The following is a 13,090-nucleotide window of genomic DNA, read 5'->3' as shown; positions in this document are numbered from 1 at the left end:
TAAGTGGCCGTTACCGCAGCAACGGATATGTACACCCCACCCCACCTCACCCCAACTACCATCACCGCTCCACGGGCACCGAAAGCCCCGAATTCCCAAGCGCATGACTACGCGCATCAAAAAACCGCAACTCCACCTCCATCCCCTCAAACAACTCCGCAAAACGCCGCTTCTGCTGCTGGATAAACCCCGCACTGCGGCCAAACACCGAAATCGCCAACGTGCTGATCTTCGCCTGTCGAATCGCCTGCACCAGATGCACATCCTGCGCGCCGAGGTGATGCCCAAAGATGCATAGCCCACCTTCATGGCCCAACAACTGCTCATAACAGAACGACAAATAGTCAGAACTGCGAATGGTCTTCAGCTTCTCCTCAACCTTGCCCTCGCTGACAAACAACGGCACATCATCCAGCGTCTTGATCGTGTTGTTGATCGCAAAACTGCTGAGCAACGTGCTGTCAGTGGTCGGCAATTTACGCGCCGTACCATCAAGGTTACGCACCAGGTGCAGGCCACCATGCAGATACAAAATGCGCGTGGTGTCGCAGGCAGTATTGCGCAGGTCAAAGCTCGCATCGGCACTGCGAAACAGATCATCGATGCCCGGCGCATGCAGGATCGCCCAGTAGTTGAGCAGGTCGTAATTGCTGGTGAACACCGTCGGGTAACTCGCCAGCTCCTGATGGAGGGTCGCCAGTGTCGACGGCTTCACCAGGCGCCACGGAATATGCACGCTGTGGATCGTATTGATCAGCGCTTCCTTGATCGCGTAATAGCGATTACGCGGCGCAGCCGAGCTGACCGCCAGGGCCTTGTTGACCCGGCTGGTGGTTTTCAGTGCACCCAGCACCTGCTCGAAGCTGCGGGTCTGCATCGCGTCAAACACGCTGAGTTCGGACTGGCTCAGGGGTTTTTCTTCCACGGTGCGGGCGTTTTCGAACAGCGAGTCGTAGGCAAAGTCTTCCCACACTGCGCGGCTGGCGCCGTTGCCGATCAGGATCCCGCTGATGGCGGTACTGCTGCGCAAGGCGTTCCAGTCTTCTAGGTGGGCATCAAAATCCTGGGAATCCTTCATTGCGGCGGGTCTACTCGAAATCGGCTGGGCGGTGACTTTATCACGAGCGGGCGTTGATCCTGGTCAAGATGCCGCAGGCAATCGAGGTCGATGCTGTAGGCATAACGACTTTAAAGGATTAGCCACCATGAGCAGCACCTTCTTCATTCCCGCCGTCAACATCATGGGCCTCGACTGCCTCGACGAAGCCATGACCGCGATTCGCAACTACGGTTTTCGCAAGGCGCTGATCGTCACTGACGCCGGGATGGCCAAGGCAGGTGTGGCCAGCATGATCGCCGAGAAGCTTGCGATGCAAGACATCGACTCGGTGATCTATGACGGCGCCAAGCCCAACCCGAACGTCGAGAACGTCGAAAAAGGCCTGGCGCTGCTGCAACAGAGTGCCTGTGATTTCGTGGTGTCACTGGGCGGAGGCTCACCCCATGACTGTGCCAAGGGCATTGCCCTGTGTGCAACCAACGGCGGGCACATCGGTGACTATGAAGGCGTCGATCAGTCGGCCAAACCGCAACTGCCGCTGGTGGCCATCAACACCACCGCCGGCACGGCCAGCGAAATGACCCGCTTCTGCATCATCACCGACGAAACCCGCCACGTGAAAATGGCCATCGTCGACCGCAACGTCACGCCGCTGCTGTCGGTCAACGACCCGGCGCTGATGGTCGGCATGCCCAAGGGCCTGACTGCCGCCACCGGCATGGACGCGCTCACCCACGCAATCGAAGCCTACGTGTCCACCGCCGCCAACCCGATCACCGATGCCTGCGCGATCAAGGCCATCGAGCTGATCAGCGCCAACCTGCGGATTGCGGTGCGCGACGGTAAAGACCTGGCCGCCCGGGAGAACATGGCCTACGCGCAGTTCCTTGCCGGCATGGCCTTCAACAACGCGTCCCTGGGGTTCGTGCACGCCATGGCGCACCAGTTGGGCGGGCTGTATGACTTGCCTCACGGCGTGTGCAATGCGGTGCTGTTGCCCCATGTGCAAAGCTTCAACGCCAGCGTCAGCGCCGAGCGCCTGAGCCATGTGGCACGGGCCCTTGGCGCAGATATCAAGGGTACGTCGGTGGAAGAGGGCGCCCAGGCGGCCATCGCGGCGATTCGCAGCCTGTCCCAGGATGTGGAAATTCCTGCCGGGTTGCGGGAGCTGGGCGCCAAGTTGCAGGACATCCCGCTGCTGGCGTCCAACGCCCTGAAGGACGCCTGCGGCCTGACCAATCCGCGGCGGGCGGATCAGCGTCAGATTGAAGAGATCTTCCGCAGCGCGTTCTGATCAGTCCTGGCCATGGCGACGCACAGCAGTGCGCCGCCCGCCAGCGTCACGCATAACACCGCCAACGGCCAGGCCTGCTGACTCGCCAGCAGGCTGGCCACGCCACCGATCGCCGCAGCCATCAACTGATGCATAAAGCCGCTCAAGGCCATGGCGTAGGAGCCGCTCACCGGTGATTCATCATTGGCCAGCGACAGGCTGATGGGATAACTCATCGATTGGCCGAACACCGCCAGGCAATACGGCAGCCACAGCAGGATCGCCAGCCCATTGGCAAACAGGCTGCCCAGCAACATCGTCGCGCTGCCGCACATCACCAACGCCACGCCCCAACTCATCATCGACAGGCGCCCGGTGCGGGCGACGAGGCGATTGACCATCAACGCCCCCGCCAGATACGCCCCGCTGATTGGCCAGCCGAGCCAGCCATATTGCGCCGCGCTCCACTCGAAATGGCCCTGCAAAATCAACGGTGCGCAGGTGTTGAACGCGATGATCACCCCGTAACCCAAACCGCCCGCCAACGCAGGCCGCAGGAACGCCGGATGGCGCAGGATCGTGCCGTAGATGCGCCAGGCCGAGACGTGTCCAGAGGCTTTTTCCAATCTTGGAAACACCACCCGTTGCAGCGCAATCATCAAGCCGACAGCCGCGACCGCCAGCCCATAAAAGATCGCCTCCCAACCAAACGCCACCTGCAACAGCGAGCCCACAAACTGCCCGATGCCCAGGGCGATCACGAACGTCATGCCCAGCCACGACAAACCTTTGGCCAACAGGGCACCGCTGAAGCTGTCACGAACCAGCACCCGCGCCATCACCGACACACCGCCCGCACCGAGGCCTTGGACCAGCCGCAGGCCGAGGAACGATTCGAGGCTGTAGGCGGACGGAATCGCCGCACTGGCCAGCGCATACAACGCCAACGCTGCCAGCAACACCGGCTTTCTACCCAGGCGCTCACCGAGGCTGCCCCAGAGCAGCATCGGCAACGCCATGCCGATCAAGTACACCGCCAGGGCCAGTGCCACCTGGTCCTCTGCAGCGGTCAATGACAAGGCAATCGCCGGCACGGCGGGCAGATAACTGCTGATGCCAACCTGGGACAGAAAGGCCGCGCTGCAGGCGATGGCGAGGGTCGTGGTGCTTTTCAAGGGGCAAAAGATCCTGTTGAGCAGTAAGCTGCAAGCCGCAAGCTACAAGTTGCCAGTGGGTTTGTCTCTACCTTGCAGCATGAAGCTAACCGCTTGTCGCTTAGGAACCAACCTTATGAGAGTTCTATTATTCGGCGCCACCGGCATGGTCGGCCAAGGCGTGTTGCGCGAGTGCCTGCTGGCCAGTGACGTGCAGGAAGTCGTCGCCGTCGGCCGTACCGCGCTGACCCAGGAACACGGCAAGCTGCATCAGGTGCTGCATGCCGACATGTTCGATTTCCAGCCCCTGGAGCATCTGCTGCAAGGTTTCGATGCCTGCTTCTTTTGCCTGGGCGTTTCTTCGGTGGGCATGGATGAAGCCAAGTACACCCATTTGAGCTACGACTTGACGCTGGTGGCCGCCAGCACCCTGGCGCGGCTCAACCCGCAGATGACCTTTATCTACGTGTCCGGCGCCGGTACCGACAGCAGCGAAACCGGCAAAACCATGTGGGCACGGATCAAGGGCAAGACCGAGAATGCGTTGCTGCGCCTGCCGTTCAAGGCGGTGTACCTGTTCCGTCCCGGGGTGATCCAGCCGTTGCACGGTGTGCGCTCGAAAACCCCGCTCTACCAGTCCATCTACACCGTGGTCGGCCCGTTGTTGTCGCTGCTGCGCCATGTGCGACCGGCCTGGGTGGTGAGCACGGAAACCGTTGGCCGCGCAATGCTCTCGGCCGTCCGGCACGGTGCACCTCTGCCGGTGGTGGAGCAGGCCGATATCAATCGCCTGGCCACCGAGCGCGCCTAGATGCTGCACAAAAGCCTGGTTCGCCGCCTTGACCTGATCACCCTGCAATTGTTTGTGGCAGTGCATGAAGAAGGTACGCTGACCCGCGCCGCCGCCCGTGAAGCTATCGCGGTCTCGGCGGCCAGCAAGCGCTTGATGGAGCTGGAGCAGGTGCTGGGCGTCAGCCTGTTTGTGCGCCAGGCCAAGGGCATGCAGCTCACGGCTGCGGGCGAGACCTTGCTGCACCATGCACGGCAGATGCTGTTCAATGTCGAGAAGATGGGCCTGGAGCTGGGCGAACACAGTCACGGCGTGCGCGGTTATGTGCGGATGCTGGCGAACCTCTCGGCAATCATTCAGTTCCTGCCGGAAGACTTGCGCGACTTTTCCGCGCTGCATCCACAGGTGAAGGCTGACCTGGAAGAGCGGCCCAGCAATGGCGTGGTCCAGGGTGTGATTGACGGCGTTGCGGACCTGGGCATCTGTTCCAGCGACACCGATACCAAAGGCCTGCCCGGCGTGACCTATCGCCGGGACAAGCTGGTGGTGCTGATGCCGGCGGATCACCCGTTGGCCTCGCGCAAGACCCTGGCGTTCGCCGAGACGCTAGACAGCGACTACGTGGGGCTGCATTCCGCCAGTTCGATCAACATGCGCACCCATGCGGCGGCGCGGGAGGCGGGCAAGGTGCTGCGCTTGCGGATCCATGTGCCGGGCTTCGATGCCATGTGCCGGATGGTCCAGGCCAACATGGGCATCGGCATCCTGCCGCAAAAAGCCTATGAACTGTTTGGCCGGGCGTTGGGCTTGCACGCGGTGCCGCTGACGGATGCCTGGTCGGACCGCAGCCTGATCCTGGTGGTGCGTGACGAGGCGCAGCTGTCGCCGGTGAGCCGGTTGTTGTTCGATTACCTGCGGCGGGAGCAGGCGTAAGCAAACCCTGTGGCGAGGGCGCTTGCTGTGGTGAGGGAGCTTGCTGTGGCGAGGGAGCTTGCTCCCGCTGGGGCGCGAAGCGGCCCCAAAATCCAGGGAGCGCTACGCACTCCAGCGGGAGCAAGCTCCCTCGCCACAACCAGTCCTTACTCAAGCGTTCGCATTTGGCGAACGCTCGTTGCCAACTGACGGTTGGATTTCTACTGCCTGCGTCCTCTAGCCTTGGCCCCACATTCCAAGAACAAGAGGTACACCCCATGACGGCTCCCCTGAGCGGTATCAAGGTGATCGAGATCGGCACCCTGATTGCCGCGCCCTTCGCCGCCCGGCTGATGGCCGAGTTTGGCGCCGAGGTGATCAAGATCGAAGCCATGGGGCAGGGCGATCCGCTTCGCAAATGGCGAAAGCTGCACGAAGGCACGTCGCTGTGGTGGTACCTGCAATCGCGCAACAAGAAGTCCCTGGCCCTGGACCTCAAGTCGGCAGAAGGCCTGGACCTGGTCAAGCAACTGCTGGGCGACGCCGACGTGCTGATCGAAAACCTGCGCCCCGGCGGCCTGGAAAAACTCGGCCTGGGCTGGGACGTGCTGCACGCCCTCAACCCCAAGCTGACCCTGGTGCGCATCTCCGGCTACGGCCAGACCGGCCCTTACCGCGACCGCCCGGGCTTCGGTGCCATCGGCGAGGCCATGGGCGGGATTCGCTACACCACCGGCAACCCGGATTCGCCACCGGCGCGGGTCGGCGTGAGCCTCGGTGATTCCCTGGCGTCGCTGCACGGTGTGATCGGCGCGCTGATGTCGCTGCTGCGGGTCAAGACCGGCCAGGGCGATGGCCAGATTGTCGACGTGTCCCTGGCCGAAAGCGTGTTCAACCTGATGGAAAGCCTGGTGCCGGAATACGACATGCTTGGCCATGTGCGTGAACGCAGTGGCGGCGCCTTGCCCGGCATTGCACCGTCCAACACCTACCTGACCGCCGACGGCGCCTATGTGGTGATCGCCGGCAACAGCGACCCGATCTACAAACGCCTGATGCTCGCCATCGGCCGCGCCGACCTGGCCGAAGCGCCGGAGTTTGCCCACAACGATGGCCGCGCCGCGAAAAGCGGCCTGCTGGACGCCGCCATCACCCACTGGACCAGCAGCCTGCCCATCGACCAGGTGCTCAGTGCCCTGGAAGCCGCCGAAGTGCCGGCGGGGCGCATCTATTCAGTGGCCGATATCGTCGCCGATCCGCACTACCAGGCCCGCGACATGCTGCTCAGCGCCGACCTGCCCGGCGGCCTCACGGTGAAGATGCCCGGTATCGTGCCCAAACTGTCGGAAACCCCCGGCGCGGTGAATTGGCAGGGCCCGAGCCTGGGCCAGCACACTGATTCAATCCTCGGCGACCTGGGCCTGAGCGGCGCCGATATTCAACGCCTGAAAACCTCGGGAGTGGTGCAATGAAAAACTATTCCGATGCGCTGGTCGTGCAGGAAGTCTCGCCTCGTGACGGCCTGCAAATCGAGCCGACCTGGGTCGAGACTGTCGACAAGATCGCGTTGATCGATCAACTGTCCATGGCCGGGTTTTCCCGGATCGAAGCCGGCTCGTTCGTGTCGCCCAAGGCCATCCCAGCGTTGCGCGATGGTGAACAGGTTTTCCAGGGCATCACTCGTCGCCCCGGGGTTATCTACGTGGCGTTGATCCCCAACCTCAAGGGCGCCCAGCGTGCTATCGAGTCCCGGGCCGATGAGTTGAACCTGGTGATGTCCGCCAGCCAGACCCACAACCTGGCGAATATGCGCATGCGTTGCGAGGCTTCGTTGGCCGCATTCGGCGATATCGTGAGCTTTGCTGCCGAGCACCCGGTGCGCCTCAACGGCAGCATCGCTACCACTTTTGGTTGCCCGTTCGAGGGCAAGATCGATGAGGACCGCGTGCTGCAATTGGTCGACGCCTACCGCGGGCTGGGCATCCAGGGCATCAGCCTGGCCGACACCACCGGCATGGCCAATCCGCGTCAGGTCGAGCGCCTGGTCAAGCGCGTGCTGGAACGTGTTCCGGCGAGCGACCTGACCCTGCATTTCCACAACACCCGCGGCCTGGGTTTGTGCAATGTGCTGGCCGCCTACGAGGCCGGTGCGCGGCGGTTTGATGCGGCATTGGGCGGCCTCGGCGGTTGCCCGTTTGCGCCCGGCGCGTCGGGCAATATCTGCACTGAAGACCTGGTCAACCTGTGTGATGAAGTCGGGATCCACACCGGCATCGACCTGCCGCACCTGCTGAAAATGTCGCGGCAATTGCCGGCCTTGCTGGGCCATGAGTTGCCGGGCCAGGTGGCCAAGGCCGGGCGCAATTGCGACCTGCATCCGCCACCGGCCTACATCGCCACCTTGTAAGCCGTAACCAGACAACAAAAACAATCGGATGCCTGCGAGCAGTCCGCTGGAGAGAATCGATGAGCCTTAATACGTTGGAGGCCGGCGTGCGCCCGGCCGCTGAACACGATGCCGAAAAAGCCCTGGTCAGCAAGGTCGCCTGGCGCCTGATGCCGCTGATCATGGTCTGCTACCTGTTCGCGTTTTTTGACCGCATCAACATCAGCTTCGCCAAGTTCCAGCTACAGGCCGATCTGAGCCTGAGTGACACTGCCTATGGTCTCGGCGCCGGGCTGTTTGTGGTGGGCTATGTGATCTTTGAAGTGCCGAGCAACATGATGCTGTACAAGGTCGGCGCCCGCCGCTGGATCGCTCGCATCATGATGTCGTGGGGGCTGGCGACGGCCGCTATGGTGTTCGTCACGGCCGAATGGCAGTTCTACGGCCTGCGTTTCATCATCGGTGCGATGGAGGCCGGGTTTGCCCCGGGCGTGCTGTATTACCTGACGTTGTGGTTCCCGCAGCACTTCCGTGGGCGCATCACCTCGATGCTGTTCCTGGCGTCGGCGTTTGCCGGGCTGGTGGGCGCGCCGTTCTCCGGGCTGGTGCTGGAACACCTCGATGGTGTGCTGCAAATGCGCGGCTGGCACTGGTTGTTCTTGCTCGGTGGCTTGCCCTGTGTGGGCCTGGGGTTCCTGGTGCTCAAGCTGCTCAAGGACCGTATCGAGGACGCCCACTGGCTGACCTCGACGGAGAAGACGTTGCTGGCCAGCCGCATTGCCGTGCATGAACCCCACAAGAGCGGTGGCTCGTTGCTGGCTGCATTGCGTATCCCAGGCTTCCTGATGCTGGGTTTTATCTACTTCCTGATCCAGGTGGCGTCCTACGGCCTGAACTTCTGGGCGCCGCAACTGATCCGCAGCGCCGGCACCCAGAGCCCGGTGATGATCGGCTTGCTGACGGCGATTCCCTACGTCTGCGGTGCCATCAGCATGGTGGTGATCGGACGCTTGTCCGACGCCACCGGCGAACGTCGCAAGTTCGTCAGCGGCCTGGTGGCGCTGGGGGCGGTGGGGTTCTTCTGTGCCGGGATCTTTGCCGATCACACCACGTTCCTGATCGTCGCCCTGAGCTTGCTGGGCGCGGGGATCATCGCTTCGATCCCGACGTTCTGGACGCTGCCGCCGAAGTTGTTGGCCGGTGCCGGCGCGGGCGCTGCTGGCGGGATCGCCGTGATCAACACGTTGGGCCAGTTCGGCGGCATCGTCAGCCCGGTGATGGTCGGCCGGATCAAGGACCTCACCGGCAGCACCACGCCGGCGCTGTATGTCATCGGCGTGTGTGCGTTGCTGGCGGCGGCGCTGTTGCTGTGGGGCTTGCCTCAGAAGCTGCGCACCCTCGACAAGCGCTGATCAGCCGGCGGTCACCAGCGAGCGGGTGGGTGCGGCACTGAATTGAATCAGGGCCACACCGCCAATCAACATCAGCGCCCCGATCAACCGGGGCGCGGTCAATTGGCGTTCCACCAGCCCGAACAAGCCGAAGTGGTCCAGCATCAACGAGGCGACGATTTGCCCGGCCATCGCCAGGGCGATAAACCCCGAGGCGCCGAGCTTGGGCATCAGGATCAACGCCAGCGAAATGAAGCACACGCCGAACGCGCCGCCGCTCCACATCCACAGCGGCGCCTTGGTGATAAAACCCAGGTTGGGCAGCGGCAGGCGCAGGGCCAGGATCACCGGCAGCAGCACGATGATGCTCACCAGCAGCGAGGCCAGGGTGGCCCACAGCGGATGCCCCAGGCCGCGTCCCAGGTTGGCGTTGATCGCGCTTTGAAACGGCACCACTGCCCCGGCGAACGCGGCCAACAGCAACAAACCTACCCAATGCAACGTCGTCATTATCAATCTCCCAGAGGTTTTGCTGGACTCTAGGCTATTCGTCGCGCAAATTTAAATTCCAAGTTCTTATGCAGAACATGCAGCTGATGAATGATCTACGACGCATCGACCTTAACCTGCTGGTGATCCTTGATGCCTTGCTCAGCGAGCAACACGTGACCCGTGCCGCCGAGCGCCTGCACCTGAGCCAGCCGGCGGTGAGCCACGCGCTGGCGCGGTTGCGGGATTTGCTCGGAGACGCGTTGCTGGTGCGCCAGGGCAGCTCGCTGGTGCCCACTGCTCGTGCTCTGGAACTGGCCATGCCGCTGGCGGAAGCGCTGGCCCAGGTACAGGCGCTGCTGGAGCCCAATCGTTTTGATCCGGCGTCGGCCAAGCGCACCTTCCGGGTCGCCATGTCGGACTACAGTGCGGCGATTTTCTTGCCGGGGCTGGTGCGCACCTTGCGCCGGGAAGCGCCGGGGATTGATTTGCAGATTATCCAGGCCAGCCGCGAAGGCATGCTTGACGGTGTGCTCAATGGCGATATCGACCTGGCGGCCGGGGTGTTTCCCGACATGCCTGCCGAACTGCGCAGCACGCCGCTGTTTGAAGAGCATTACGTGTGCCTGGTGGACCGTGACAGCCTGCCGGCAAGCGGTGTACTCGACCTGCCCACCTATCTGGCGCGGCCCCACGTATTGCTGGAAATGCGTGGCAGCGGCACCCCGGAAATCGAACGGGCGCTGACGGCGATTCGCGAGCGCCGACACGTGGCTATCAGCTTGCCTCATTGGGGTGTCGCGCCGCAGTTGATCCAGGGCACGGACCTGGTGCTTACCGTGTCGTCTCGCGGGCTGCTCAATATTGATCACGAACGGCTATTGGCCGTGCCGCCGCCGTTTCATATCCCATCGTTTGCGTTTGTGCTGGCATGGCATTCGCGGCGGGGGGGAGACCCGGCGTTGCAGTGGTTGAATGGGCAGGTGCAGGGCGTATTGTCTGAGCGCGGTTGATAAATACCGTGTTTGTTACCGGGCCTGTTTGGCAGCAGGGCATGACGACCGTTCGTCGCACTAACAAGTTTTTTCTAAACCTTTACCGCCCTGAAAATTCAGATTCAGAGCGGGGCTCGTTTCCCTGCACCTGTTTATTACCTGGAGGAACCCATCATGAGCCGCATGGCTATCCGGTTACGCACCGCCAGTTTCGCGATGCTGCTGGGCCTCGGCGCCAGCAATGCTTTCGCCCAGTCGCCTGCCGATTTCATCGAGCAGGCTTCGGCCAAGGGCATGGCCGATATCGAGACCAGCCGCATGGCACACGCCAAGACTTCGTCCCAGGAGATCAAGGACTACACCATCGAAGTCATCAATGAACGCACCCTGGCCAATCAGCACCTGGCGGCCATCGCCAAGAAGCTCGACTTGCCGGTGGCCCCTCGGGACAAGATTGTCGACAAGGCCGAATCGCTGATGCCCGAGCTCAAGGACGGCGACTCCTTTGACGCCGCCTACACCGCCCAGCAGATCAAGGCCAACGAAGACGCGATCGCCTTGTTCAAGCAGGAGGGCGCCGAGTCGGATATCCCGGAAATAAAGGCTTTGGTGGATGAGACCTTGCCCAAGTTGGAAGAGCGCCTGGAGAAAGCCCGGGCGCTGGCGTCGACGTACGGCAAGGGTCACCAGGGCGACGGTTGATTGCCTTGAGTACCCCATGAAAAACGGCGGCTGGAGTGATCCAGCCGCCGTTTTTTTATGCCTGGTTCAGGTCTGTCTTGGACCGGCCATTGTCATCCGTTGTTTCGGTAACCAGGGTCGTCACAGTGATGGTTTCACTGTCGCCGATGGTCTTGTATTCCTTGCGCAGTTTCTCCAGTTCCTTGCGGTCCAGGCCGTCCAGGCTCAATACGGCGTTTTGTGCATCCTTGGTGGCGCGCAGCAACTCGTCAATCTTGATATGCAAAATATCGTTGTCGCGGTTTTGCGTGTTCTGGATCAGGAACACCATCAGGAAGGTGATGATGGTGGTGGAGGTGTTGATGATCAGCTGCCACGTGTCGTTGTAGTGGAAATAGGGCCCGCTCAGACTCCACAGGAGGATCAATCCCACCGCCGCGTAGAACGTGCGGGCGCTGCCTGCCCAGCGGGACAGGGATTGTGAGATGGCGGAGAATTTCATGACCGTTTTCCTATAAGGGTGGGTGATGAAAATACTGACCGCAGGCGCGCTCTGAAATTTCTTTTTACAATTGAGGATCTGAACAAAGTTGTACGTTTTCCTGCTGGGGGTCAGCCGTGATCCTCCAGCGCCAGTAGATACTGCTTGGCCTCAAGCCCGCCGGCGAACCCGGTCAAGCCACCCGACGCACCAATCACCCGATGGCACGGCGCAACAATCGAAATCGGATTGCGTCCGTTGGCGCCGCCGACGGCACGCACGGCCTTGGGGTTGCCTATCTGCGCAGCGATCTGGCTGTAGCTGCGGGTCTCTCCGAACGGGATGGTCAACAGCGCCTGCCAGACTTTCTTCTGGAAGTCGGTGCCGGCGAAGTCCAGTTCCAGCTCGAAACGATTGCGGGCACCGGCGAAGTACTCCTTCAACTGTCGCTCGGTCTCCAGCAGTACCGGGCTGTTGCTGGCTTCTTGCAGGGCACCCAGGCGAACGCGATTGGGCCGCTCTTTTTCCCAGAGGATGGCGGTGAGTTTTCCGTCACGGGCCACGAGGGTCAGTTGGCCGACGGGGGAGGGCATGTATTTGTATTCGTAGGACATGGTCGGGCTCCTTGAGTGGGTATGGCTCTACTGTAGATGGGCCGGCCCAGGGTGGAACTACGTTTCTTGCGGTCGAATTCGCGAACGACTTAGAAGTTCCAGTAAACCCAATCGGCGTAATACGGATACCAATAAAACCACGAGAACCAGTACAGCGCCTTGAGTACCGATGCCGTGCCAATGACAAAAAATGAAGCGATGTTGAGCAGCGTGATGATCACGGCAAATACGGTTACACGCCGACTGGCATGCAGTTGGGCAAACCGGGCGCCATAAACGGAGGCCGTGATGGACGCCAGCACCAACACGAGTCCCAGCGCAAAGGGCAGCCTGAGGAACGAAAGCAGCAGAGGAGCGATCAGCACCCAGCCCAGTACCTTGCGCAGTACGGGGCTGGGCGTGCGGTGTGACGGAGGGAGCATTGCGCGGTTCCTTGAAGTGCTGTTACCGGTCCTGTTGCAATACCTTGAGGGCAGCAGACGCAAGAAAGCCCGAACGGCTTTTTTCTTCCGGATGATGCAGGACGTATTCGTCAATGCGGTTCAGCAGATAGCCGGGCAACGTGATATTGAGTTTCTGTGCCTTGCCCAGGTACTTGGTCACATCAATATCCACCACCGCCCACGTGCAGCCGGCATATTGCGGGTTGGCGGCATGGAGGGTGACTTTCTGTGCTGTAGGAATGGGCGCACCGTCTTCTGCGAGGATCTCGAAGTGGCCTTCGATCGCTTCGCGGGCCATGGCCATGGCGTCGTCCAGATCATCTCCAGCTGAGAAGCAACCGGGAATGTCCGGGACTTCCACACCCCAGGCATGGTCCTCGTCACCGGTTGAAATTGCGATTGGGTACAGCATGTTTGTTGT

Annotated in this window: 15 protein-coding genes; 8 read left to right on the top strand and 7 right to left on the bottom strand. The window is 61.7% G+C overall.

What is annotated here, in order from left to right:
• Nucleotides 1-61 precede the first annotated feature (61 nt).
• A complete protein-coding gene (locus HX824_RS20220; RefSeq protein WP_003212103.1) occupies nucleotides 62-1,078 on the bottom strand; it encodes a DUF4917 family protein in 1,017 nt (338 codons plus the stop codon).
• Nucleotides 1,079-1,205: 127 nt separating this feature from the next.
• Between HX824_RS20220 and yiaY the strand changes: the two genes are divergently transcribed.
• Complete coding sequence (gene yiaY / locus HX824_RS20215; RefSeq protein ID WP_008437790.1) at nucleotides 1,206-2,354, top strand: L-threonine dehydrogenase; 1,149 nt, start codon at nucleotides 1,206-1,208, stop codon at nucleotides 2,352-2,354.
• Here the strand turns inward: yiaY and HX824_RS20210 are convergent.
• Nucleotides 2,321-3,508 (bottom strand): MFS transporter, encoded by a 1,188-nt coding sequence (locus HX824_RS20210; protein ID WP_003212098.1) that lies wholly within the window; start codon nucleotides 3,506-3,508, stop codon nucleotides 2,321-2,323. The genes yiaY and HX824_RS20210 overlap by 34 nt on opposite strands.
• 115 nt (nucleotides 3,509-3,623) lie before the next feature.
• On the opposite strand from HX824_RS20210, the gene HX824_RS20205 reads away from it, so the two are divergent.
• The 5 genes from HX824_RS20205 to HX824_RS20185 all read left to right on the top strand — a co-directional run bounded on the left by HX824_RS20205 (nucleotide 3,624) and on the right by HX824_RS20185 (nucleotide 8,987).
• Nucleotides 3,624-4,298: an NAD(P)H-binding protein gene (locus HX824_RS20205; protein ID WP_102604145.1), complete on the top strand. Its 675-nt coding sequence runs from the start codon at nucleotides 3,624-3,626 to the stop codon at nucleotides 4,296-4,298.
• Entirely contained in the window at nucleotides 4,299-5,210 is a 912-nt protein-coding gene (locus tag HX824_RS20200; RefSeq protein WP_102604146.1) for a LysR substrate-binding domain-containing protein, read from the top strand.
• Between the two features lie 257 nt (nucleotides 5,211-5,467).
• On the top strand, nucleotides 5,468-6,661 hold the full coding sequence (locus HX824_RS20195; protein WP_003212092.1) for a CaiB/BaiF CoA-transferase family protein: 1,194 nt from the start codon (nucleotides 5,468-5,470) through the stop codon (nucleotides 6,659-6,661).
• The gene (locus HX824_RS20190; RefSeq protein WP_177054977.1) at nucleotides 6,658-7,596 is read left to right on the top strand and encodes a hydroxymethylglutaryl-CoA lyase; all 939 of its coding nucleotides are present in this window, start codon (nucleotides 6,658-6,660) and stop codon (nucleotides 7,594-7,596) included. Before HX824_RS20195 ends, HX824_RS20190 begins: the two co-directional genes overlap by 4 nt.
• A gap of 59 nt (nucleotides 7,597-7,655) precedes the next feature.
• Nucleotides 7,656-8,987, top strand: a complete 1,332-nt coding sequence (locus tag HX824_RS20185) for an MFS transporter (protein ID WP_177054976.1) — start codon at nucleotides 7,656-7,658, stop codon at nucleotides 8,985-8,987.
• Here HX824_RS20185 and HX824_RS20180 read toward each other — a convergent pair whose 3' ends face one another.
• The gene (locus HX824_RS20180; RefSeq protein ID WP_003212086.1) at nucleotides 8,988-9,476 is read right to left on the bottom strand and encodes a DMT family transporter; all 489 of its coding nucleotides are present in this window, start codon (nucleotides 9,474-9,476) and stop codon (nucleotides 8,988-8,990) included.
• 68 nt (nucleotides 9,477-9,544) lie between these two features.
• On the opposite strand from HX824_RS20180, the gene HX824_RS20175 reads away from it, so the two are divergent.
• On the top strand, nucleotides 9,545-10,468 hold the full coding sequence (locus HX824_RS20175) for a LysR family transcriptional regulator (RefSeq protein ID WP_177054975.1): 924 nt from the start codon (nucleotides 9,545-9,547) through the stop codon (nucleotides 10,466-10,468).
• Nucleotides 10,469-10,624: 156 nt separating this feature from the next.
• Complete coding sequence (locus HX824_RS20170) at nucleotides 10,625-11,152, top strand: DUF4142 domain-containing protein (RefSeq protein WP_003212082.1); 528 nt, start codon at nucleotides 10,625-10,627, stop codon at nucleotides 11,150-11,152.
• 55 nt (nucleotides 11,153-11,207) lie between these two features.
• Here the strand turns inward: HX824_RS20170 and HX824_RS20165 are convergent, their stop codons facing one another.
• From HX824_RS20165 to HX824_RS20150, 4 genes are all read right to left on the bottom strand, one after another.
• Nucleotides 11,208-11,633, bottom strand: a complete 426-nt coding sequence (locus HX824_RS20165; RefSeq protein WP_003212079.1) for a low affinity iron permease family protein — start codon at nucleotides 11,631-11,633, stop codon at nucleotides 11,208-11,210.
• 110 nt (nucleotides 11,634-11,743) lie between these two features.
• On the bottom strand, nucleotides 11,744-12,226 hold the full coding sequence (locus tag HX824_RS20160; RefSeq protein ID WP_177054974.1) for a methylated-DNA--[protein]-cysteine S-methyltransferase: 483 nt from the start codon (nucleotides 12,224-12,226) through the stop codon (nucleotides 11,744-11,746).
• A gap of 89 nt (nucleotides 12,227-12,315) precedes the next feature.
• Complete coding sequence (locus tag HX824_RS20155) at nucleotides 12,316-12,648, bottom strand: hypothetical protein (RefSeq protein WP_003212076.1); 333 nt, start codon at nucleotides 12,646-12,648, stop codon at nucleotides 12,316-12,318.
• Nucleotides 12,649-12,670: 22 nt separating this feature from the next.
• Complete coding sequence (locus HX824_RS20150) at nucleotides 12,671-13,081, bottom strand: type II toxin-antitoxin system HicB family antitoxin (RefSeq protein WP_003212074.1); 411 nt, start codon at nucleotides 13,079-13,081, stop codon at nucleotides 12,671-12,673.
• Nucleotides 13,082-13,090 lie beyond the last annotated feature (9 nt).

Source organism: Pseudomonas sp. D4002 (assembly GCF_013385665.1).
In the GTDB taxonomy this organism is placed as follows: Bacteria; Pseudomonadota; Gammaproteobacteria; order Pseudomonadales; family Pseudomonadaceae; genus Aquipseudomonas.
This window is presented reverse-complemented; position numbering and strand designations above follow the sequence as displayed.